Consider the following 23,566-nt stretch of genomic DNA (forward strand, 5'->3'; position numbering starts at 1 on the left):
GTTAGTTTTGTGCACTGCTTAATTCCGACAACTTTATTACTGTTTTCCAATTTCGAGTGGTTGCTCCCACTTTAAGTTTTTTCTCGAAGAATGTATTACTAAGTTTAGTTTTATGGTATTTACCCTCACAATATAAAAACACGTTTTTACCATGTATAAGAAACCGATCTGGATTATATTGTAATGCTTCTGTTTTTTGTTGATTTTCGGTAGTAGGAATATGTTTTAAAAAAGTAAGATGTAGGTGTGTATTTTCCGTTTCGGTAGTGTAAAATGGATTATTAGTTAATAAAAATTGTATTTCTTCTGCTGTTCTAATAATAACCGGAACTTCAAAACCAAATTGTTCAAAAATTGCTTTTTCAAGTTTATTTTCTAAAGCTGAATTGTCTTGCGAAGATTGAAATATGATATTTCCACTTTGTATATAAGTACTCACTTTTTCTAAATCTAGGCGTTCACAAAGCGTTTTTAAATCTTTCATTAAAATTTTTCTTTTCCCACCAACATTAATACCTCTTAAAATTGCAATTTTTGTCATTTATATAGTTTTAGTATTACGATAGATTTAAAAAAGCTAATGTTACAATTAGCAACCAAAATAGCTAAAATTTAAATATGTATAGCTCAAAACTCTTTTCAATTTATTTATTGCGAATTGAAATGTCTAGTCTCGAAAAAACATAATTTACTGTTAATTTGCATAATTAATTTATAAAAGTATTGGGAGTATAGCCGTGTTGTAGCTGTTTGCTTTTTTTATCTTGTATTACTTTTTAAGCTAACATTTATTAAAAATCAGCATTATATGGCATCAACAATTTTAATAGTGGGTGCATCCGGTGCGTTGGGAATGCATTTGGTAAGAGAATCTATAGAAAAAGGATTTAAGGTAAGAGTGCTTACACGTTCTGAAGAAGGATTTGTAAAATTAAAGGAATATACAGCTGATATTTGGCGTTTAGATGCGAGCAAGGAGACAAATCAGTTACAAGATATAACTAAAGATATCGATTATGTGGTTTCCGCTTTAGGAAAATCGATTAGCTTGTTTCATCCTACATCGAATTCTTTTTATGACAATAATTATAAAGCAAATTCAAATATTATAGCCGATGCAAAAAAACATCAGGTAAAAAGGTTCTTCTATGTTTCGATGAAAGGTGCCGATAGTGCATCTGAATTTACAATACCTAGAATGCATAAAATGGTTGAAGAGAAACTGGAAAAATCGGGATTAGAATATTCGATTATCCGTCCGGTTGGTTTTTTCTCGGGATTAAACGATTTGATTATTATGGCTAAGCGACAAATTATTCCTTTGCTAGGAGATGGGCAGGCTAAAACGAATAGTATTTATCATGGCGATTTAGCTAATTATATAATGACAACTTTTTTAGATCTTCCGAAACTTATGGAAATAGGTGGCCCGATTGTACATTCTCGAGAAGAAATGGCGGAAATGATTCAGAAGCATATTAGAGGAAAAATAGTAAAAATACCAACTACATTAGCTAAAGTAGGGAATGATTTCTCTAATCTAATAAGCAAAGAACAATTCGGGCATAAATTATCTTATTTCACACATATAATGACTCATGATATGATTGGAGAGAAAAGAGGATTTTTAAGTTTTGAAAATTACTTAAAAGAAATAGATTTAGATAAAATTAAATAGTTAAACCTAGCAAAAAATAAAACTATGCAGGAGTATGATGCTGTAATTATAGGAAGTGGTCCCAATGGTATTGCAGCCGCTATTTATCTTCAGCAAAAAGGATTAAAAACACTAATACTAGAAGCTAAACCTCAGCCGGGTGGCGCTACTAAAACTGGAGAACTAACTTTACCCGGTTTTCAGCACGATATAGGGTCTGCAGTATTACCGATGGCATATAGCTCGCCTTTTTTTGAACAATTACCTTTAGAAAAATACGGATTAAAATGGATATTTCCGGATATTCCTTTTGCACAAACGCTTGAAAACGGAGATGCCGTAGCTTGTTATAAAGAAGTTGAAAAAACAGCCAAAGGTCTTGAAGAAGATGAAGTGGCGTATACTAAATTGATGGGTACTTTAGTAACAGATTGGCCAAAAATAGCGGATGATATTTTAGGCCCGTTAGGTATTCCATCGCATCCTTTTAAATTTATAAATTTTGGCAGGTATGCATTGCTTCCGGCAAAAACATTAGCTAATCATTATTTTAAAAAATCAAAGAGTCAATCGTTGTTTTACGGCGCAGCCGCACATTCCACATTACCGCTTACTAATTTAGCATCAGCATCTTTCGGATTAGTATTAACAATTATGGCGCACCTAAATGGGTGGCCTTTCCCAGAGAAAGGAGTTTCATCTCTAATTAATGCTTTGCTAGAATATTATAAAGATTTGGGAGGAGAGCTGATTTTAAATAAAACTATCACCAGTTCTAAACAGCTTCCATCTTCAAAAATTCAGTTATTCGATCTTACGCCTAAACAGCTTTTACACATTGAAGGTTTAAATTTTAGTACTTCTTACCGAAAGCGACTATCAAATTACAAGTACGGATCTGGTGTGTTTAAAATAGATTGGGCTTTAGATGAACCCATTCCTTTTTTGAATGAAAAATGCAGAAAAGCAGGAACGATACATATTGGTTTTAGTCCTGAGGAAATAGAAATTTCAGAAAAAGTAATTTCTGAAGGGAAAATCTCTGATAAACCTTATGTTTTACTGGTGCAGCCAACTGTTTTTGATACTACGCGTACACCTGAAAATAAACATACAGCCTGGGCATATTGTCATGTTCCAAACGGAAGTAAAAAAGATTGTACCGAATTAATAGAGCAACAAATTGAAAAAGCAGCTCCCGGTTTTAAACAAACGATTTTGAAACGTTCGGTTATGAATACCGAAAAACTTGAATTGTTTAATCCCAATTTGGTAGGTGGTGATATTAATGGAGGAAGGCAAGATATTACACAGATTTTTACAAGACCTGTAGTAAAAATTTCTCCGTATAAAACCTCGAATAATTCAGTTTATATTTGCTCTTCCTCAACACCACCAGGTGGAGGTGTTCATGGAATGGGTGGCGTAAATGCTGCTAAACAAGCATTAAAAGATCATTTTTAATGACTTTAAGTACTATTACCTAAGAGCAAGCCCATGAGTCGTTTATTAGAAATTTTTTCTTATGTAAAGGAGAACCTCAAAACATTGAATTTCGATTATCGAATAAAATCAAAGTCAAAATTCAGTGATTAATACTTGTAGCAATTATTTGTTTTACGAGAATTTACTTAAGATACAGGAGATTTATATAAGCCTTTAAAATCTTTATATATTTGAGTTTCTCAAGTCAAAATATCTCAAGACAAGGCCATGAGGCATTTATCAAAAAAATATTTCGATTTCCGAGGCTTACCTCGGAGCATTTAATCTCGATTATCGAATAAATACTCCTATATGCGCATACAAAACGCTTACCAAAATAATTTAAAAAATATATCTTTAGAAATACCTGAAAACCGACTAATTGTGGTAACAGGTTTATCGGGTTCGGGAAAATCTTCATTAGCAATGGATGTTATCGGTAACGAAGGCTACCGGTATTTTTTAGAAAGTTTACCGGCGTATAATCAACAAAACGCAGCGGCAATTCCCACCGCTGAAGTTGATACCATTTCTGAACTACCACCGGTGATAAAAGTGGAACAATCAAAACGATTTCAGTCGATTAATGCAACTTTCGGGACACTTTCAGAATTAACCCCAATTTTCAGGATTTTGTTTGCTCGCTATTTCGCAGCAGAAAAAATGAGCAAATCGCTGTTTTCTTTTAATCATCCAAAAGGTGCCTGTGAATATTGTCGTGGTATAGGTGAAGCGGAGTATATCGATTTAAATAAATTAATTGGAGATGAGACGAAAACACTGCGGGAAGGCGCTATTGTAACTACATTGCCGGGTGGTTATATTGTGTATTCGCAAATTACGGTTGAAGAACTGAATAAAGTTTGTAACGCACATGGGTTTAGCGTTGATATCCCGTGGAAAGATTTAAGTGCCGAGCAGCAAGATGTTATTTTAAAAGGGAGCGATCGTATTCAGGTTTATTATGGTAAACATAGTTTAGAATCTCGCCTGCGTTGGGAAGGTTTTAAAGCGAAACCTCGTGAAATAGGCTATTACAAAGGAATGCTTCCTATAATGAATAACATACTTCGGTTAGATCGGAACAAAAGTATTTTACGTTTTGTAAGTTCTAAAGTTTGCCCAAGTTGCCATGGCGCTAGGATAAAAGCAGCACATCTAAAATTTAAATGGAAAGGTTTAAATTTTAAAGAATGGATGGATTTGCCGCTGCAGGAACTGTATGATAGGTTGAAAAATCTACAATTAAACGGAGGAGAAAAAGTATTAATTGAAAAATTAGGTACGCAACTGCAGGATTTAATTCGGTTAGGAATGGATCACTACCAGTTAAGCACACCGAGTACGGAAATTTCTTCGGGAGATGGCCAGCGGATTAAACTGATAAAACAGGTAAACAGTAGTTTGCAAGGTATTTTGTATGTTTTTGATGAACCTTCTATCGGTTTGTCACCAGCCTATCAAAAGCATTTGTATCATATTTTACGCCGATTAATTAGTCGTGGGAATATGGTAATGGTGGTGGAACATGATTTGAATTTGATAAAAAAATCGGACTGGATTGTAGAATTGGGGCCAAAAGCCGGAATTGAAGGAGGAGAAATTATTTTCAATGGTGCTACTCAACAGTTTCTTCAATCTAAACAGTTAGCAAGCCCTACTTTAGAAGTTTTGAAAAACCAATCAACTGAAGCAAAATCTAGCCGGGAAGTTGTTGATGAAGCTTATTTTCAACCTAAAAAAAATGGATTATCCGTAATTAGCAGAAAAACGAAAACAATTGTACAGCATTTACAAACCTATTGTGATAATGAAGCTATAAAGCTACAAACGGTCTCTGATCAACCTATCGGGAAAACACCACGAAGTAACCCGGCTACGTATACCGGAATTGCAGATAAAATACGCGATATATTAGCGAAAACTACAGAAGCAAAATTGTTAAAACTCACTAAAAGTTCTTTTTCATTCAACAATAAAGCAGGACGTTGTGAGCGTTGCGAAGGCGCGGGTGTTATTACCTTATCGATGAGTGTAATGGGAACTATCAATCAAACTTGCCCAACTTGTAATGGTAAACGGTTTAAACCCGAAGTTCTGAAAGTAACCTTTCATCAAAAAAACATTGCTGAAATTTATAATTTGAGTATTTCAGAAGCCTACAATTTCTTTAAAGAAGAAAAAAAGTTAGCTGAGGTATTATCCTTAATGATTAGTTTAGGATTAGGTTATATTAAATTGGGGCAACCCTCTAATACGTTATCGGGTGGTGAAGCTCAACGAATTAAATTAACCAAGCATTTTTCGAAAACCGCTAAAAATACTATGTTGCTGCTAGAAGAGCCCAGCATTGGTTTGCATCAGTTAAATGTACAGCAATTGTTAGATGCTTTACATCAATTAAAAAAACAAACAGCCGGAATTGTATGTTTCGAAAATCATGAATTATTTCAGTTAACTAGTGATGTTTGGGTTGCTAATTCCGAAGAAATTCAAGAGAAAGAAGCAGTGTTTCCAGAAAAAAAAGAAACAACAACTATTGCCATCCAAGGAGCCAGAACCCACGCGTTAAAGGATATTAGTATTGATCTACCGAAAGAAAAACTAACAGTAGTAACCGGGATTTCCGGTTCTGGAAAATCTTCTTTGGTTATCGATACCTTACATGGCTATGGCTTACAGGAAATGAGTAAGCAATTTTCGAGCTATCAGCAAAATCGAGTAGGGGTTAATTATCAATTTGAAGTTTCTCATATTAATGGATTAATGCCAAGTATTTGTATTACGCGTAAAGAAAAGAATTTTTCAGACCGATCAGACATTGCCAAGCAAACCGATATTGATAAAAGTTTGCGTTTCGCATTTTCTCGTAAGGCACAATACCAAGGTAAAGAATGGTCGGCGAGTCATTTTTCTAATAACCATGAACTAGGGAAATGTGGTGTTTGTGATGGATTAGGGCAAGAGTTGTTACCTGATGTATCTAAAATTGTGAGAGATGACAATTTAAGTATCGCCGAAGGAGTATTTGAGCATAATAAAGCCTTGTACTATTACGGGCAAGCAGGAGGGCAGTATATGGCAATTGTTGAAGAAATTGGAAAAGAATACGGATTCAATTTACAAACTCCTTTTAAAGATTTAAATAAAAAGCAAAAAGCCATCATTTTTGAAGGAATACCTGACAAAGAATGGGAAGCCCAGTGGCATTTTAAAACAAAATCTCGCGAAGGTACACAGCAGGTAAAAATGATTTGGAAAGGGCTGTTTACGTATTTAATGGATGAATATTTTTTAACTCGAAAAAATAAAAGCATTCATCACTTAAGCGCTTTATTGTCGACAACCACTTGTAGCCATTGTGAAGGTAGTGGTTTAAAACCTGAACGTTTAGAAATTCAGTTAGATCAAAAATCCATCTATGAAATAAAGAAGATGGATTTTAATGAATTTGAAAAATGGATTAAAACTGCAAAACCTACTGATGAAATTGATAGGCAATTGCTCGAGAAACTTCAAGAACATCTTATCCTTACCTTAGAGCGAGCTAGGCAATTGCATATCGATCATTTACAGCTTAATCGAAAATCGAAAACACTTAGTGGCGGAGAGCAACAACGAATTGCGCTAATCAAACAACTTAACAGTCCGCTAAAAGGCATTACGTATATGCTAGATGAGCCTTCTGCAGGATTATCAGAACAAAACATTCCGGATTTAATTAATCTGCTAAATAGTTTAGTCGCAAAAGGAAATACAGTTATTGTAATCGAACATCATAAAGATTTGGTTTTAGCCGCCGATCATTTAGTTAAAATTGGTCCGGGTGCGGGTATACATGGAGGCGATATAACTTTTGAAGGTAGCCCAAAAGCCTTTTTAGAAACCGCTGAATGTCATCCTTATTTAAAAGCATCGAAAACGAGTCTACAACTTCGTCTTCGTCTTTCTAAATCGAGAATTTCAATTCAGCAATTAAAAAAGCATACGCTGGAAAAAGAGTCATTAACTATTCCGATTGGTGGAATTACTGCTATAACCGGAAAATCTGGAATTGGAAAAACCACATTAGTAAAAGATATTTTAATTCCCAGTATTGTACAAAGTACACCGGTAAATTGCAAAACAATTGACTATCCAAAATCGTACAAAAGTGCGCAATATTTTGAGCCTAAAAAGCTACAAGCTCATAATGCAACATTACTCGTTTCATATTTAGATATTTTAAAAGTAATCAGTACGCTTTTTGCTAAAGAGAGCGGATTGAAACCGAAAGATTTTTCGTATAAAACAAAAACGAGTCAGTGCCCTAATTGTAAAGGAACAGGATATGTAGAAACCAGTTTAGATGTGGCTGCTAACTACATTGAAACCTGCGATGTCTGCGACGGAAAGCGTTACCAAGATCATATTCTAAAACATACCTTATATTCTAAAACTATAGCTGAGGTTTTGGCAATGACTATTGCCCAAGCAAAAAATTGGTTAAAAACTGCAAATGCTTCAGAAAAAACACTTTATGTATTAGAAGAATTAACAGCAATTGGCTTAGCCCATTTACGATTAGAACAACCTGTTAAATCCTTATCATCTGGAGAAAAACAGCGATTATTATTGTTCAATTGGTTTCAAAATAAAACCGAAAATGAATTGCTGATTTTAGATGAACCCAGCATCGGTTTACATTATGCCGATATCGATTTGCTATTTGCCATGCTTTCCAAACTCAGCCAAAAAAATGATTTATTGGTGGTTGATCATAACCAATATTTGTTACAAAAAATTGGAGTGGGGATGGAGTTGAACTAAAAGTAATAGTCAAAGTCAAAGTTTTACTAAACTAGCAGTACAAGTTGGTAGCCTTTAAAATCTTCTTTAATTTTAAAAGAAAAGAATTTTAAGTACAAGTACCACGTTGCTTACCACCCAATAATCCAAAAATAATGGATTTGGTAGTGCTAAGTTCCGGAATATCCGAAATATCTTTAGGGGTAGCCATGCTGTTATGGAAAGAAAAACGAATAGATACAGGTCTTTTTTTAGCTTTGTTTTATACTCTTATTTTTCTAGGAAATATCTCCCATTATCAAAATAGAATTGATGCTTTTGGTTTAGATTCAGATAAAAAACGGTTTATCCGCTTGTTGTCTCAATCTATTTTAATATATGGCGCTTTATGGTCTACCGGAGCCGATAAGCATTTAATTGAAGAATCTAAGAAACAAGATTATATGGAAATTTAAGTGGGTATATTTTTATAAAACCCTTTTTGGTAATTTACGGATAAGGGGTTTTTGGTATAAATCAAAATTTAATGAATTTGTAAGGATTTTGAATAGTTCCTACTAACTTGTACCTAGTAAAATAACAAAAAACTAATCAGTAATTATAGATTTTGAATTTAAAGCAAGTTGAAAAAATAGCTAAAGCCTTGAGTGATCACAATAGACTTCTTATTTTAAAAGCAATACAATCGAGTAAAGGAAAATTAGATTGTACAGCCATAGTGAATTCGATTGATTTAGCACAACCCTCTATCAGTCATCATATTAAAAGATTGGTAGAAGCAGATTTGATAATTCCGCATAAAGAAGGGCGTTTCTATTTCTACGCTTTAAATCAAGAAGTGCTTGATGATTATTTATCTACATTAAAAAACTTATAAATTTTCAACGATTAATATATTGATACATTTAAATATATGGATAGTAAAGAAATAAAATATTCGATTCTTGAGCTTGCTCATGTTTCAAAAGGCAATACCTATAAACAAACTTTGAATAACTCTTTAGATTTAGCAAAAGTGGCAGAAGCTTCAGGATATCATAGGTTTTGGTTTGCCGAACATCATAACATGGAGCATGTAGGCAGTGCTGCAACTTCAATTTTAATTGGATATGTTGCTAATAATACAAGCACAATAAAAGTAGGCTCAGGAGGTATTATGTTGCCTAATCATTCCCCATTAGTAATCGCCGAACAATTTGGAACTTTAGCGCAATTATATCCTGGGAGAATTGATCTTGGTTTAGGTAGAGCTCCAGGAACAGATCCTAAAACAGCCAGTGCCATACGTTCAGATTTTATGCAAGCAGCCCAATCTTTTCCTAACGAAATAGCGAAGATTGAACGTTATTTTTCTACTGAAAATAAAACTTCAGAAGTAAGAGCTCCAATAGCAGAAAGTGCAAACGTTCCGCTTTATATTTTAGGTTCTAGTACCGATAGTGCACATTTAGCAGCTAGAAAAGGGCTTCCTTATGCTTTTGCGAGTCATTTTGCAACAAAACATTTGCATAATGCTTTACAGATATATAGAGAAGAGTTTTCAGCCTCAGAAGTTTTAGAAAAGCCATATTGTATGGCAGGTGTAAATGTAATTATTGCTGAAACAGATGAAAAAGCGAATGAATTATTTACAACATTAATACGAATGTTCCTAGGAATATTAACTGGCGAACGCGATGGCCTAAAACCACCAACACCCATGACATCTGAATTAAAAAGTGTTTTGAATCATCCTTCTGTTCAGCAAATGCTTAACTATTCTTTCGTAGGAAGTAAAGAAACTGTAAGGAAACAAGTTAGCAATTTTATAGATGAAACCGGTGTAGATGAATTAATAGCTGTTTCTGCTATTTATGATGCTGAAGATAGAAAAAAATCAGTCAGTACATTTGCTGAAATTATGCAGAAAATTAATAAGCAAGTCAATAATCCTGAAAAATAATAAAGTAATTTAGATTATTCCGAAAACTTATAAAGACTATTAGCAAGCTGACTATTCTATTTTTAGGATAGTCAGCTTTTTATTTAAAAAAAGATGTAAATAATCTAAATTTTAAATGATGAATAGGCTTTACTTACAAATAATATAATAAATCAGATTTATCTAAAATACTGATTGCAAGTTCTATGTAAGAAATAAAATTGTCGGGATGACAGGATTTGAACCTGCGACCCCACGCCCCCCAGGCGTATACGCTACCAGACTGCGCCACATCCCGATTAATACTTGCAAAGTAAAGTTAATATTAACTAATCTCAAAGTTAAAAATCAGTATATTTAAAAATCAATTTTACTCGAAAATACTCCAGAATGTTAAAATATTAAGTATCTTCATTATTTGATATTATCCAACAACCACAAATAATGAACGAACAACTTAAAATTACAGATCTTTTACACCAAAAAGAATACTTAAGCGATGGAAAACTCATACAATGGGAAGGAAAAACTGATGAGGTTTATTCTACCATCTCTTCAACTGAAGATTATCAGCCTACTCTATTAGGAACTGTACCGCATATGGATAAAACAGCAGCTTTAGAAGTTTTAGAATCTGCATGTAAAGCATTCGGTAAAGGGAAAGGAGACTGGCCAACTATGAAAGTTTCGAAACGAATAAGCTGTATGGAAAATTTCGTTGAGAAAATGAAAGAACAGCGGGAAACTGTGGTAAAATACCTAATGTGGGAAATCGGTAAATCGATGCCCGATTCTTATAAAGAATTTGATCGTACCGTAGAATATATTCTAGATACAATTGAAGATTATAAACAGTTAGATAGAGATAGTGCTAAATTCTCTAAAAAGGACGGTGTATATGCACATATTCGAAGAGGACCTCTAGGAGTTGTACTTTGTTTGGGACCTTATAACTATCCGTTAAACGAAACCTTTGCCTTGCTTATCCCTGCAATAATTATGGGGAATACGGTAATCTTCAAACCGGCAAAACATGGCGTGCTATTACTATCACCATTATTAAAAGCATTTCAAGAAAGTTTTCCTCCTGGAGTAGTAAATGTAGTTTACGGAAGAGGGCGAGAAGTTGCTGCACCAATAATGGAAGCCGGAAGAATAGATGTGTTAGCTTTAATAGGAAATAGCAAATCGGCTATAGCATTGCAAGATCAACACCCACATAAAAACAGATTGCGTTTAGTGTTAGGTTTAGAAGCAAAAAATCCGGCGATAATTTTACCGGATGCCGATTTAGATTTAGCGATTGAAGAATGTTTATCTGGAACACTTTCTTTTAACGGGCAACGTTGTACTGCTTTAAAAATAGTATACGTTCACGAAGCTATTCGAGAAGAATTTAATAAACGATTTTCAGCACGTGTAGACGCTCTTAAATTTGGAAATCCTTGGGAAGAAGGAGTAAGTTTAACACCTTTACCGGAACCAAATAAACCGGCGTATATTCAAGAATTAATAGATGATGCAAAGGCTAATGGAGCAACTATTTTAAATGAAAATGGAGGTCAAACTTATGACAATTTTATTTTCCCAGCAGTATTATATCCGGTAACTCCAGAAATGAGAGTGTATAAAGAAGAACAATTTGGACCGGTAATTCCTATAAAACCATTTACTGAGATTGAAGAGATTTTAGAAGAAATTGCAAATTCTAATTACGGGCAGCAAGTAAGCTTATTCGGTAAAGATATTTCAGAGCTTGCTCCACTTATCGATACATTGGTAAATTTAGTGTGTCGCGTAAATTTAAATAGTTCATGCCAACGTGGGCCAGATGTTTTTCCATTCACCGGACGAAAAGATTCTGCGGTAAGTACACTTAGTGTTCATGATGCATTGCGTTCATTCTCGATCAGAACTTTTGTAGCTTCTAAAGATAATCCGAAAAACAATAAAATATTAGAGAACTTGCTAGAAAGCAAATCCTCTAATTTTGTAAGTACCGATTACCTTTTGTAAGCTAAGAACTACGGAAACTATCCCGATTATTTATTGGAAAAATGTTCCATAAAATGATCGGGATGAGCTCCGGTTCGTTCATTATTATCTAATGAATCGATTTCTTGAATTTCTTCCGAAGTCAATTCAAAATCAAATACATTAATATTTTCTTTAATTCGGTTTTCGTGCACGCTTTTGGGAATGGTTACAATTCCTTTTTGCAAATCCCAACGGATAATTATTTGTGCAACCGATTTTCGATGTTTTTTTGCTATTTTTTTTAATACAGGGTGATCTAAAATTTGTCCGCGCATTAATGGGGACCATGCTTCATACTGAATGTTTTTGTCCTGACAATAATCAATCATATTTTGCTGTACCAATCTGGGGTGGCATTCATTTTGCAAAACCATCGGAGTGATGTTGCCATTTTCTAGAATTTCATCAATTTGGTGTTCCAAACAATTGCATAAACCAATAGCTTTTACTTTTCCTTCATTATAAAGTTCTTCTAAAGCTCGCCATGTTTCGGTTAGAGTATCCGGAACTGGCCAATGAATTAAATAAAGGTCTAAATACTCGAGCTGTAACTTTTTTAAAGAAGTTTCTAATGCCTTTTTTGTATTTTCATAACCCTGATCGGTATTCCAAACTTTACTAGTTACAAAAATTGAATCTCTGGAAATCTCGCTTTTTAATAATGCTTGTCCTACACTTTCTTCATTATCATAAAAGCTAGCTGTATCGATATGCCGATATCCATTTTTTAAAGCAGTTAAAACAGCTTCTTCTGTCTCTTTGCCAGCTTTAGATTTATAGACGCCTAAACCCAAATAAGGCATTTTATAACCGTTATTTAAAACACTTACACCATCTTTATCTGTAATAGTCATTTTTCAGTTTTTTAATACCTAAAATTATGTGTTTTTTATTTGTATAGATAACTATATTTTCAAAAAAATTAATTAAAAGTTTCTGTTTTTATTTTAACATTTTCCGCTTATTTTTTTTAAATTTATTGGCTTTAAATTTAATTTAACTTATTGATTAGCAATGAGTATTGAATCCTCGAAGTATCAAATATTGTATGTTTATACTGATAAAAATGATTTATCTTCTTTTATAATGCTTCAAAAAGAAGCAAAAATAAATTTTACAGTACATTATTCGTCTAATTTTGAATTAATAAAGGAAAAATATACGAATAGTAATATCAATTTAATATTTCTCGATATTGCTAAAATTTCTACGTTTTCAAAAATTAAAAATTATTTTGATAAAATAATTAAGCTTTTTCCAAAATTACCAGTTATAGGATTAAGTGGATCTTCAAATATGGAAATAGGTATTAAATGTTTGAATTTTGGAATTTATGATTTTTTCTATAAAAAACATTTTGATGCCTTTTCACTTTATAAAATTTTAAACCACGAATTACAGAAGCAAAAAGGTATAAGTAATCTGAAATATTCTTGGCAAAATTACCAGCAATTATTTGAGTTAAGTCCACAATCCATGTTTGTTTTTGATATTGATACTCTGTCGTTTCTCGATATTAATAATGCTGCAATAAAAAAATATGGATACACTCGAAAAGAGTTTCTTAATATGACTCTTTTGGATATTAGGCCTACAGAAACTATACAAAAATTTTTAGATATTATTGAAAATAACAAAACAGATATCTCTAATAAATTTGAAGGCTTATCGGAACATATCGATAAAATGGGAAATAGGCTAACTGTAGAAATAAATAGCAATTTGATTAATTTTAATGGGAGAATGGTTCGCATTTCATTAGCAAATGATGTAACAGAATATCTAAAAAAAGTATCTGCCATAAAAAAACAAAATCAATTATTACAAGACATATCTTGGTTACAGAGCCATAAATTGCGTGCTCCTTTAGTTCGAATTATGGAATTAATTAACGATTCTAAACAGAGTAATCCCATCACTGATCAATTTTACTTAGATGAAATTCAAAAAGCATCTGTTGAGTTAGATAAAATTATCCGTACTATTTCCAGTAAAGCATCAGAAGCCAAATATTCAGTAAATGAGACCTCTCGTTAAGGTGCTTTTATTTTAGCTGATTTTCAGATTAAATTCCTATCTTCAATTTTACCAAATCTAAATTTCGTTTTATGGGTTTTAAATTTTTGTCTAAATTTTTGGTGATTTTAGTTATATTTCTATTTCAAACAAATAGTATTATTGCTCAGAATTTAACTGTGGAAGAATTATTTGCAAAAGCAAGAATGGCAGCTTTTAACGATAAAAATTATTCAGAAGCTATTCAACTTTCAAAACAGGCATTAGTTAAAAATCCAGATTATGTAGATATTCAGGTTTTTTTGGGGAGAGTATATACTTGGAATCAACAACCTGAAGAAGCCCGAGCTGTTTTTAAGAATATATTTCAAAAGCAATCTAAAAATAAAGAAGCGTCAATTGCTTATGCTAATTTAGAATATTGGAATGATAACCCTAAACAGGCACTTCAAATTGCTGATGATGCTTTAATTAATTATCCGGATTCTGAAGAATTATTATTACTGAAAACAAAACTATTAAGAGATTTAAAACGGTATGCTGAAGCTCAAAAAACAAATCAGAATCTCCTGAAATTATATCCCAATAATACAGAATCTCGATCTTTAAGTCAACGCCTAACAATACTCTCAGCACAAAATCAAGTAGGATTGAAATATGATTTTATTTATTTCGACGAACAATTTGATGATCCTTGGCATTTAGCAAGTTTAGATTATACTCGGCAAACTAAATTAGGGGCGATTGGAGCTCGGTTTAATTATGCGAACCGTTTTAATACTAATGCTTACCAAGTAGAGTTAGATGCCTACCCTACAATTTCAGAAACTTTCTATGCTTATATTAATGCAGGCTATTCTACTGATGATGCAGGTATTTTTCCTGAATACAGAACCGGTTTTTCATTATATGCTAATTTACCATGGGCTCTAGAAGCCGAAGCTGGTTTTAGATTGCTTGGTTTTGAAGATGAAACTTGGATTTATACTGCTTCAGTAGGAAAATATTATAAGAGCTTTTGGTTTAACTTTAGAACATTTCTCACACCCGCTAACGAATCTATTTCGCAATCCTTTAGTTTTATTACTCGATACTACTTTGGTAGCGCCGATGATTATTTGAACCTAGAATTAGGAACTGGAATTTCACCCGATAATCAAACTAACAATATTTTATACAACAATGGGAATACCTATAAATTAAAGTCGAATAATATTTTGCTTCGTTACCGGAGAACATTTGGAGCTACTAATATAGCCTTTATCGAAGGAAGTTGGAATCATCAGGAATACCGACAAAATGAAAAAGGAAATCAGTATACTATTGGAGTAGGATATTTAAAACGTTTTTAAAATGCTAAAAAAACGGCTGTTTACAAGTGTGATAATCTTAGTGCTACTAATCCCAATATTTATGTTTTTAGCATGGTACTTTACACCTACCACAATAGTAAATGCCGTAATTATCGATAAGACGGTATTAAACCAAGAAGCGCAAGAACATAGTGTTTTATATTGGTTGTTGCATTACAAAAAATACACTAAACCATCCAATAAGTATTATCAAAAAAATGAAGATTACTATGGTTTTTTTCCAAAAGAAGACGAAGAATTTGAAGAAAAAGGATTAGAAGAATTTTCAGACTCAGAGCTTAAAAAACTAAGTGATACAACCGATTTTGTGTATATAACCGATACTTATGGAATATATACCAAAGAGTGGTTTTCTAAAGAACAACAAACCGAAAGGTCTAGTCTTATTTATGGAGGCTTAAAATCTCAAGATGTAAAATTGTTGAAACTTCTGAAACAACAGCATAAGCTGATAATAACCGAATTCAATACATTTGCTTCTCCAACTTCAAGTAAAAATAGACGTGATTTTGAAGAGTTATTTAATGTGGAATGGACAGGTTGGACAGGCCGTTATTTTGCAACTTTAGATACTTTGTTGAATCCGGAATTACCACGGTGGTTAATTAAAAATTATAAGGAACAACATAAAAATACCTGGCCTTTTAAGAAATCCGGGATTGCATTTGTGCATGCTAATAATACAGTAATAGTTTTAGAAGACAGTTTACATTTGGAGCAACCTTTGCCAAAAATTATTAGTAATAATTATGGGGAAGAATATTTTAATTTACCCGCTAGTATTAAATACCCTTTTTGGTTCGATGTTATTAAGTTGCCAGATACCATAAATAAAACAGCTGCAAATTTTCAGATAACACCCTCCAAAAAAGGAAAAAAAGAATTGGCTAAATATGGGATACCAACAAAATTTCCGGCGGTAACCTACCATAGCGGTGACGATTATACATTCTATTATTTTTCAGGAGATTTTAGCGATAATACTATAAATTTTAATTTTTCTTATTTTAAAGGAATAGGTTTTTTTAATCGATTTTTTTACGATCAAAAAGATCCTTTGGGGCGAGAAAGCTTTTTCTGGAAATTTTATAAACCCATGCTTCAACAAATTCTGGAAGACTATATTGAAAGGTGAAAAAATGGTCTACTTCTTATTCCAATTTTTTTAAAAATAAAGTCTAAAAAGGATTCTAAAACTGCCTAATTCGAGTTGTATACATTTAATTAAGATTAAAGAATTTAAGTCTATATTTTTTCTCTTAAACATATTTAAAATCTGTCGTTAAAATTTCTTAATCGAATACAGCAATTCTAGTCCTTCTACTACCTTTAAAAGAAAAAACTATGGATTTAGGGATTAAAGGAAAAACTGCAGTTATTACTGGAGGAGATTCAGGAATAGGTTTTGAAACTGCTAAAAAATTAATAGATGAAGATGTTATTATAATTCTTTCAGATCTTAAAAAAGACGAATTAGAAAAAGCAGAAAAAGAACTACTAGTATATAATAAAGAAGCAAAAATTGCTTCAAAAGCTTGCGATTTAAATGATAATACTCAAGTTAAAGATTTTGCTAAGTGGGTAGCTGACAATTATGGCGGTGCCGATATTTTAGTAAATAGTGCCGGAGCAAGAGGAGCTGCAGGAGATTTTTTAAAGCTTACTGATGAAGATTGGTTAGAAACTATCCAGATTGATTTAATGGGAGCAGTACGGATTTCTAGAGCATTTATCCCACAGATGCAAGCTAAAAAATGGGGCCGTATGGTTATGGTTTCTTCTGAAAATGCCTTTCAACCTTATGTAGATGAGAGTCCATATAATGCCTGTAAAGCAGCAATTATTAATTTATCGAAATGTTTATCTAGAAAATATGGTGAAGAGGGAATTTTAGTAAACACAGTTTCTCCTGCTTTTATTGAAACACCAATGACAGATGCTATGATGGAGCAATTAGCAGAAGATAGAAATACTGATATTGATAGTGCCGTTGAATGGTTTTTACAGAATGAGCGCCCGCATTTAACCGCTAAACGAAGAGGAAAACCGGAAGAAGTAGCGTCCGTAATTAGTTTTCTATGTTCTGAAAAAGCTAGTTATGTAAACGGAAGTAATTATCGAGTAGATTCCGGCGCAGTAGAATCTGCTTTTGGATAAAATAGTGTTTTATAAAAAGGAAAGTCCCCGTTTTCGGTTTTTAAGTTGAATTCGGGGGGGGTTATTTAATTTTTTAGCCTCAATCGTGATGATGATCTTTTTCTTTTTTTTCAGAAATTAATAAATCACAGCTTTCAGAATCTAATTCTGTTTCAATAGTATAATGATTAAAATTGAATTTTTTCAGAATAGATTTTACCTCTTTTTTTACTTGTAACAAGCTTTGGAAGTCTGTTATGTTTTTCAATTTTAAATGAGCCGTAAAAACATGATTTTCTCCTTCTAAAGACCAAATGTGCATATGATGTACAGATGCTACATTATCGATTTTCAATATTCTATTTTCTATTTCTTTTGGTTTTATTTCTTCAGGAACTCCTTGTAAAAAAATAAAGAGCGTGTCTTTAAGTCTCAGAATTACATTATACAAAATGTAAAGTGTAATTAATACCGATAAAGCAGGATCTAGATATTGATTATCGGTAAAGTTTAGCACAATAGCTACAATAAGCACAGCGACCCAGCCTAGAACATCTTCTAATAAATGCCAAGAAACGGTTTTTTCGTTTAAGCTTTTACCACCGCTTAGTTTCCAAGCGGCATATCCGTTTACTAATACGCCAAATATGGCAAAAATTATCATTCCTTGCGCATCTGAAGGTTGCGGGTCTAAAAGCCGCTGAATAGCTTCAGAAATAACATAAATAGAACCGCCTATTAAAACAATACTATTAATTAATGCTCCCAAAAGTGAAAATCGACGATAACCAAAACTAAATTTCTCATCGGCTCCTTTATGCGATTTTTTATCTAAATACCAAGCTGTCCCTAAAGAGAGGCTATCACCTAAATCGTGTACTGCATCAGAGAGTATTGCTACACTATTTACATATAAGCCGCCAAATATTTCTAAAATGGTAAATCCTAAATTCAGAAAAAATGCAATTTTTAGGTTTTTTCCCGATTGGTGTTCGTGGTGATGGTGGTGTGAATGTGACATGCCACAAAATTAGGATTCAATTTCTGCAATTAGAGTGCATATTTTGTTTTAATAATTATTTCTATCAAAATTAATATTGGTTACAAAAGCACGATATTTTAAAAGCGCTACAAATACTACTCCTCCAATCGAATTCCCGATAATTGCAAAACATTGAAATTTTAAATAATCTAAAAACGTAATTTTAGAAGAAACAATTAAACCACTAAATACTTCTACATTGCCTACAATACTGTGGTGTAATCCTGTGAAAGCCATTGTACCGGTTACAAAATAAATCATAAAAATACGACTCATCGTATCTCTAGATGAGGTAATAAGCCAAGAAAGTAAGCCCATAAGCCAACCGGCTAAAATTGCGCTAATAAATATAACAATGCCATTATAATCAGTAACATGATGCGCTATTTTTTCGATAGCATTATGCTCAAAAATACCGAGTTTAGGGCCTATCCAAATTAGAATGAAAGACATGATGTACCCACCAATTAAATTTCCAAGAATTACAATTCCCCAAATTTTTAGGAGGCTCTTGATAGATCGTTTATTATTTAGCCACGGCAGTGTAAGCAACGATGTTTGTTCGGTAAATAAAATAGATTGGCCTAAAATTACAAGAACAAATCCAACAGGGTATACTGTTGCCATTAATTTAAAAAGTGCTTTTTCATCGAGATAATCGCTAAAAAAAGAAAATACAGTACATAATAAAAGGTAGCTAAAACCAATTTCGAGTCCTGCAGTAATCGAACTTAAAAAAATGCTACTTGGAGACCGATTGTAGGTTTCTTGGCCTTCAATTATTTGTTGTTTTAAAATTTCTCCATGTGATTTTGTACTATCACCCGAAACTGATTTTGAATGTTTTAATTCATTATCGATATTTTTTTGCATTTCTTTTTCCTGCTGCTCTTCTTTATATTTAGAAGTCTCTTCGTGGGTCTCTTTTTCCATAGTCGTTCAATTATTTTTAGCGAAGATTAATTCCCTAAAAAATTTGAAACGAAAATAGCTAATTAAGTGTTTAGTATATGGAATGTATTCTAACTTAAGGAATTTTTTAACAGCTTTTGTAATTTTAGCAAGTTTTATTGTATTATTGAAAAATCATAAAAATGTTTAATTTTTGCGAATTAATCTATTTTTATTGTAAATTACCATAGCCCTAACCAATGCCTTTTTGACTTTTTTTGCCTATTAAAATGTTATGAAGTACAGTGATTTATCTTCCTTTTTTTATACTTTAATTATCAAGAAACCTAAAATATGGGCATGGCTTGGAAAGTATACTTTTGATGTTATTTGGTGCATTGATATTGCAGATGAACTTATTTGGAATAACAAAAATACTGCGGAAGAAATAGCGAGTCATTTAACAGAAAGCGAACATTCTTTAGAGAATTATTCTGGATTTTTTAAAGATTTAGTTTTATTTATTGCCAGTAAAAAAAAGAAAACAACTTTTACCTATAACCAAAGTGATAGCGTTAAAACAATAGAAATTCGTCGGTTTAAGTATAAAGAAAAAAAATATATTCTTGCTCTAGAAAAAAATAGAAATCGAAAAAAAGAATTAATGAGTTTTTTTGATGAGGTTTCTTATTTTGAAAAATTAAATGAGATTTACGAGAAAACAAATGAGTTGGCTAAAGTTGGTGGGTGGATGGTTGATTTTGTTTCTGAAAAAATTTTATGGACAAAAGTTACTAAACAAATTCACGAAGTTCCGGAAGATTATGAACCCGATTTAACCTCTGGAATTAACTTTTATAAAGAAGGAGAAGATAGAGAACGTATCAGTAAACTTTTTGGAGAGATATTTGAAAATGGTGGGTTTTATCAGGATAATTTTCAATTAATTACAGCTAAAGGGAATGAAATTACCGTCCAAGTATACGGAAAAGCTGAACAAGAAAACGGAAAAACAGTACGTGTTTATGGTTCGTTTCAAGATATAACAGAGAAAAAAAGAAAGGATCAGGAATTAGCTATAACACAATCACGTTTTAAAGAAATTTTTGAAAATTCTCCGTTGGGTATTATTTTAATAAAACCTAACAGAGAAATTTTTCATATAAATAAGTCAGCTTTAAATATTTTTGGATTTAATGATATCGATAAGAAAAATATTTCACAAATTTCTTTTTCAGAGGTAATACATGAAGATTATTTAGAAGAGGTAATTGAAAAAGGAAAACAATTAGTTGAAGGGAAGTTGAGCAATTATAAACTAGAATCGAAGTTTTATAGAAAAAGTGGGGAAGAATTTTGGGCACAAATACATAGCTCTTTACTACGAAATGAGAATGGAGAACCACGAGTAATTATAACTCAAGTAGATGATATAACCGAACGGAAAAGGTTAGAATTTGTTTCTCGAAAAAATGCAAAAGAATTTAAAAGTGCTTTTGATTACTCTCCAAACGGAATGGCTCTTGTAGGCTTAAATGGTGAGTGGCTGCGAGTAAACCATAATATTTCTAAAATGTTAGGTTATTCAAATGAAGAATTGGAAGGAATGTCGTTTATGCAAATAACCCATCCTGATGATCTGGATTCTGATTTGAATGAACTTCGAAAATTATTAGAAGGAGAAATTAATAGTTATACTATTGAAAAACGATATATCCATAAAAATGGAAGCTTTTTTTGGGGATTACTAACTGTATCATTATTACAAGATGAAAATGAACAGCCACTATATTTTATTTCTCAGATAAACAATATTACAGCTATAAAGCAAGCACAGCAACAAATCCAAAAAGCACTGCTTGATTTTCAAAATTTGATGGATGCTACCAATCAAGTTTCTATTATAGGAACTGATTTGGAGGGTAATATTACAAAATTTAATAAAGGAGCAGAAAATTATTTAGGCTATTCGGCAGAAGAGGTAATTGGAAAAAAAGTTTTCTTATTTCATGATGAAGATGAAATGAAAAAACGATCGGAATATTTGTCTAACAAATATAACCGTAAAATTGAAGGTTTCGAAATTTTCACTTTTAAACCTCATTTGCTCAATTACGATGAGTTAGAATGGACATATATTAGAAAAGATAAAACTACATTAACGGTTAATTTAATAGTTACTGTTGTTAAAAATCCGGAAGGTGAGGTTATTGGATATCTAGGTGTCTCTACCGATATAACGCAACGTAAAGAAATGGAAAATAAGTTGGTAGAAGCAAAATATAGAGCAGAAGCCGCTAGCCGATCTAAATCAGAATTTTTGGCAAATATGAGTCATGAAATTCGAACGCCATTAAACGGAGTTATTGGTTTTACAGATATATTAATGCGATCTGAATTAAGTAAGAATCAGCGCCAATATATGGAAACAGTATATACCTCTGCCAATACACTGTTAGATTTAATTAATGATATTCTCGATTTCTCTAAAATAGAAGCCGGAAAATTAGAATTGAATATTGAGAAAATTAACATTTTTGATTTATGCCAAGAAACTATAGATGTTATAAAATATAAAGCTCATAATAAAGGATTAGAAGTTTTATTAAATATAAATCCAGAAATGGATAACTACATTTATGGAGATCCTATTCGAATTCGTCAAATTCTAATAAACTTATTGGGAAATGCTGTAAAATTTACCGAGAGTGGCGAAATTGAATTAAAAATTCAAGTAGAGGCTATAGATTCTGAAAATAAATCAGTCTATAAATTTAGTGTACGAGATACCGGAATTGGTATTGCCCAGCATAATATAAAAAAGGTTTTTAATGCTTTCGATCAGGAAGATTCAAGTACTACACGTAAATACGGAGGTACCGGTTTAGGGTTAACCATAACCAACAAACTCTTGTCTTTAATGAATAGTGAATTAAAAGTAAAGAGTGAATTAGGATCTGGTAGCGAATTTTACTTTAGTATTAGCTTTAAAACTGAAAATGAAGATGATCCAGTAAACGATTATCTTGATAAAATAAATCGAGTTTTAATTGTTGATGATAATTATCAAAATCAAGTTATTCTGCAAGAAATGCTGAGTATTAAAGCGATAACCTGCGAAACAGCATCTAATGCTATAGAGGCTCTTCAAGTTGTAGAAAATAATAATTTTGATGTTGCTATTATAGATTTTAAAATGCCTTATATGACAGGCTTAGATTTAATAAATCATATTAGAAATCAATTACATATAGATTCAGAAAAACTTCCTGTAATTTTATTGCATAGTTCTTCTGAAGAAGAAAATATTGCAAAAAAAGCTAAAGAATTAAATATAAATAGCGTATTAACAAAACCCATAAAGACTGAACAACTTTATAAAATGTTGAATCAAATTAAAGCCCCAAAAGAAGTTGATTCGGAAGAGAAAAAGCAAGAAACAACAGTAGCATTTTTTGAATCAGAATTTAAAATTTTAGTAGCAGAAGATAATCCTGTAAATACCTTTTTAGTTAAAACAATTTTACTAAAGGTAATTCCAAATGCTAATATATTAACGGTAGAAAACGGATTAGAAGCGTATAAAACATATACACAACAGCACGAGAGTTTGGATATTATTTTTATGGATATACAAATGCCTATAAAAAGTGGTTTTGAAGCAACTGAAGATATTCGAGATTATGAAAAATCAGAACAACTTTCTGCAATGCCAATAATAGCATTAACAGCTAGAACAGTAAAAGGTGAGCGAGAACGTTGTATAGATGCCGGCATGACAGATTATATAACCAAGCCTGTAATATTAGATACTATAAAAAATATTATTCAACAGTATTTAATAGATAAGAACCACCAATTACAAGAAGCAAAAACGGAAAATGAATTGGGAAATCTTGAGCATTTTGATAAACAAAGTTTATTAGAAAAGTTTGATGGTAATCAGGATAGTTATCAGGAGTTACTAAAAATTGTAAATAATAGTTTCGATGAAGCTTTAGTAGCGATTAGAAAAGGTATAAAAAAGGAAGATTTACAGGAACTTCAAAAAATAGGTCATAAGCTTAAGGGTTCGGCTCAAAATTGCTGTTTTAATTATTTAGAAAAATTAGCTGCCAAATTAGAGAATTTGGTAGTTTTTGAAGTAGATGAACTTCGTTTACTTCAAAACGAAATTCAAAATGAAATAGATTTACTAAGAAAGCAGTATTAAATTAAAT

General features: G+C 32.1%; 16 protein-coding genes and 1 tRNA gene. 12 read left to right on the forward strand and 5 right to left on the reverse strand.

Translation table 11 applies throughout. The annotated features are described in order from the left end of the window. Position 1: 1 nt before the first annotated feature. Complete coding sequence (locus ACN0WI_RS09755; protein ID WP_417886558.1) at positions 2–541, reverse strand: DUF1697 domain-containing protein; 540 nt, start codon at positions 539–541, stop codon at positions 2–4. Positions 542–808: 267 nt separating this feature from the next. On the opposite strand from ACN0WI_RS09755, the gene ACN0WI_RS09760 reads away from it, so the two are divergent. The 6 genes from ACN0WI_RS09760 (at position 809) to ACN0WI_RS09785 (ending at position 9,872) form a co-directional block, all read left to right on the forward strand. Then, positions 809–1,678, forward strand: coding sequence for an SDR family oxidoreductase (locus tag ACN0WI_RS09760; RefSeq protein ID WP_417886559.1), 870 nt, complete (start codon positions 809–811; stop codon positions 1,676–1,678). A gap of 24 nt (positions 1,679–1,702) precedes the next feature. Continuing rightward, positions 1,703–3,121: a phytoene desaturase family protein gene (locus tag ACN0WI_RS09765; RefSeq protein ID WP_417886560.1), complete on the forward strand. Its 1,419-nt coding sequence runs from the start codon at positions 1,703–1,705 to the stop codon at positions 3,119–3,121. 333 nt (positions 3,122–3,454) lie between these two features. Next, positions 3,455–7,951, forward strand: coding sequence for an excinuclease ABC subunit A (locus ACN0WI_RS09770; protein ID WP_417886561.1), 4,497 nt, complete (start codon positions 3,455–3,457; stop codon positions 7,949–7,951). A 134-nt stretch (positions 7,952–8,085) separates the two neighbouring features. Further along, positions 8,086–8,385 (forward strand): hypothetical protein, encoded by a 300-nt coding sequence (locus ACN0WI_RS09775; RefSeq protein WP_417886562.1) that lies wholly within the window; start codon positions 8,086–8,088, stop codon positions 8,383–8,385. Positions 8,386–8,537: 152 nt separating this feature from the next. Beyond that, positions 8,538–8,807, forward strand: coding sequence for an ArsR/SmtB family transcription factor (locus ACN0WI_RS09780; protein ID WP_417886563.1), 270 nt, complete (start codon positions 8,538–8,540; stop codon positions 8,805–8,807). 36 nt (positions 8,808–8,843) lie between these two features. After that, positions 8,844–9,872 (forward strand): LLM class flavin-dependent oxidoreductase, encoded by a 1,029-nt coding sequence (locus tag ACN0WI_RS09785; RefSeq protein WP_417886564.1) that lies wholly within the window; start codon positions 8,844–8,846, stop codon positions 9,870–9,872. Between the two features lie 203 nt (positions 9,873–10,075). On the opposite strand, the gene ACN0WI_RS09790 is transcribed toward ACN0WI_RS09785, so the two are convergent. Next, positions 10,076–10,149, reverse strand: a tRNA-Pro gene (locus tag ACN0WI_RS09790). Between the two features lie 146 nt (positions 10,150–10,295). Between ACN0WI_RS09790 and ACN0WI_RS09795 the strand changes: the two genes are divergently transcribed. Next, positions 10,296–11,867 (forward strand): NADP-dependent glyceraldehyde-3-phosphate dehydrogenase, encoded by a 1,572-nt coding sequence (locus ACN0WI_RS09795; RefSeq protein ID WP_417886565.1) that lies wholly within the window; start codon positions 10,296–10,298, stop codon positions 11,865–11,867. 26 nt (positions 11,868–11,893) lie between these two features. On the opposite strand, the gene ACN0WI_RS09800 is transcribed toward ACN0WI_RS09795, so the two are convergent. Then, complete coding sequence (locus tag ACN0WI_RS09800; RefSeq protein ID WP_417886566.1) at positions 11,894–12,742, reverse strand: aldo/keto reductase; 849 nt, start codon at positions 12,740–12,742, stop codon at positions 11,894–11,896. A gap of 160 nt (positions 12,743–12,902) precedes the next feature. Here ACN0WI_RS09800 and ACN0WI_RS09805 point away from each other — a divergent pair, with 160 nt between their 5' ends. The 4 genes from ACN0WI_RS09805 to ACN0WI_RS09820 all read left to right on the forward strand — a co-directional run bounded on the left by ACN0WI_RS09805 (position 12,903) and on the right by ACN0WI_RS09820 (position 17,434). Next, positions 12,903–13,925, forward strand: a complete 1,023-nt coding sequence (locus ACN0WI_RS09805) for a PAS domain S-box protein (protein ID WP_417886567.1) — start codon at positions 12,903–12,905, stop codon at positions 13,923–13,925. 71 nt (positions 13,926–13,996) lie between these two features. Next, on the forward strand, positions 13,997–15,256 hold the full coding sequence (locus tag ACN0WI_RS09810) for a YaiO family outer membrane beta-barrel protein (protein WP_417886568.1): 1,260 nt from the start codon (positions 13,997–13,999) through the stop codon (positions 15,254–15,256). Between the two features lie 61 nt (positions 15,257–15,317). Beyond that, the gene (locus tag ACN0WI_RS09815; protein WP_417886569.1) at positions 15,318–16,412 is read left to right on the forward strand and encodes a hypothetical protein; all 1,095 of its coding nucleotides are present in this window, start codon (positions 15,318–15,320) and stop codon (positions 16,410–16,412) included. Positions 16,413–16,621: 209 nt separating this feature from the next. After that, on the forward strand, positions 16,622–17,434 hold the full coding sequence (locus ACN0WI_RS09820) for an SDR family NAD(P)-dependent oxidoreductase (protein WP_417886570.1): 813 nt from the start codon (positions 16,622–16,624) through the stop codon (positions 17,432–17,434). Positions 17,435–17,513: 79 nt separating this feature from the next. On the opposite strand, the gene ACN0WI_RS09825 is transcribed toward ACN0WI_RS09820, so the two are convergent. After that, positions 17,514–18,434 carry a cation diffusion facilitator family transporter gene (locus tag ACN0WI_RS09825; RefSeq protein WP_417886571.1) on the reverse strand — a complete coding sequence of 307 codons (921 nt, stop codon included), beginning with the start codon at positions 18,432–18,434 and terminating at the stop codon, positions 17,514–17,516. Positions 18,435–18,482: 48 nt separating this feature from the next. After that, positions 18,483–19,388 (reverse strand): formate/nitrite transporter family protein, encoded by a 906-nt coding sequence (locus ACN0WI_RS09830; RefSeq protein ID WP_417886572.1) that lies wholly within the window; start codon positions 19,386–19,388, stop codon positions 18,483–18,485. Positions 19,389–19,641: 253 nt separating this feature from the next. On the opposite strand from ACN0WI_RS09830, the gene ACN0WI_RS09835 reads away from it, so the two are divergent. Beyond that, a complete protein-coding gene (locus ACN0WI_RS09835; protein ID WP_417886573.1) occupies positions 19,642–23,559 on the forward strand; it encodes a PAS domain S-box protein in 3,918 nt (1,305 codons plus the stop codon). Positions 23,560–23,566: the final 7 nt, after the last annotated feature.

Origin of the sequence: Zunongwangia sp. (genome assembly GCF_048269745.1) — a bacterium.
Lineage (GTDB): Bacteria > Bacteroidota > Bacteroidia > Flavobacteriales > Flavobacteriaceae > Zunongwangia.

What these genes read in the sequence shown, in the direction of transcription:
- ACN0WI_RS09755 (WP_417886558.1), bottom strand. Translation starts at nt 541, where the DNA reads ATGACAAAAATTGCAATTTTAAGAGGTATTAATGTTGGTGGGAAAAGA.
- ACN0WI_RS09760 (WP_417886559.1), top strand. Translation starts at nt 809, where the DNA reads ATGGCATCAACAATTTTAATAGTGGGTGCATCCGGTGCGTTGGGAATG.
- ACN0WI_RS09765 (WP_417886560.1), top strand. Translation starts at nt 1,703, where the DNA reads ATGCAGGAGTATGATGCTGTAATTATAGGAAGTGGTCCCAATGGTATT.
- ACN0WI_RS09770 (WP_417886561.1), top strand. Translation starts at nt 3,455, where the DNA reads ATGCGCATACAAAACGCTTACCAAAATAATTTAAAAAATATATCTTTA.
- ACN0WI_RS09775 (WP_417886562.1), top strand. Translation starts at nt 8,086, where the DNA reads ATGGATTTGGTAGTGCTAAGTTCCGGAATATCCGAAATATCTTTAGGG.
- ACN0WI_RS09785 (WP_417886564.1), top strand. Translation starts at nt 8,844, where the DNA reads ATGGATAGTAAAGAAATAAAATATTCGATTCTTGAGCTTGCTCATGTT.
- ACN0WI_RS09795 (WP_417886565.1), top strand. Translation starts at nt 10,296, where the DNA reads ATGAACGAACAACTTAAAATTACAGATCTTTTACACCAAAAAGAATAC.
- ACN0WI_RS09800 (WP_417886566.1), bottom strand. Translation starts at nt 12,742, where the DNA reads ATGACTATTACAGATAAAGATGGTGTAAGTGTTTTAAATAACGGTTAT.
- ACN0WI_RS09805 (WP_417886567.1), top strand. Translation starts at nt 12,903, where the DNA reads ATGAGTATTGAATCCTCGAAGTATCAAATATTGTATGTTTATACTGAT.
- ACN0WI_RS09810 (WP_417886568.1), top strand. Translation starts at nt 13,997, where the DNA reads ATGGGTTTTAAATTTTTGTCTAAATTTTTGGTGATTTTAGTTATATTT.
- ACN0WI_RS09815 (WP_417886569.1), top strand. Translation starts at nt 15,318, where the DNA reads ATGTTTTTAGCATGGTACTTTACACCTACCACAATAGTAAATGCCGTA.
- ACN0WI_RS09820 (WP_417886570.1), top strand. Translation starts at nt 16,622, where the DNA reads ATGGATTTAGGGATTAAAGGAAAAACTGCAGTTATTACTGGAGGAGAT.
- ACN0WI_RS09825 (WP_417886571.1), bottom strand. Translation starts at nt 18,434, where the DNA reads ATGTCACATTCACACCACCATCACCACGAACACCAATCGGGAAAAAAC.
- ACN0WI_RS09830 (WP_417886572.1), bottom strand. Translation starts at nt 19,388, where the DNA reads ATGGAAAAAGAGACCCACGAAGAGACTTCTAAATATAAAGAAGAGCAG.
- ACN0WI_RS09835 (WP_417886573.1), top strand. Translation starts at nt 19,642, where the DNA reads ATGAAGTACAGTGATTTATCTTCCTTTTTTTATACTTTAATTATCAAG.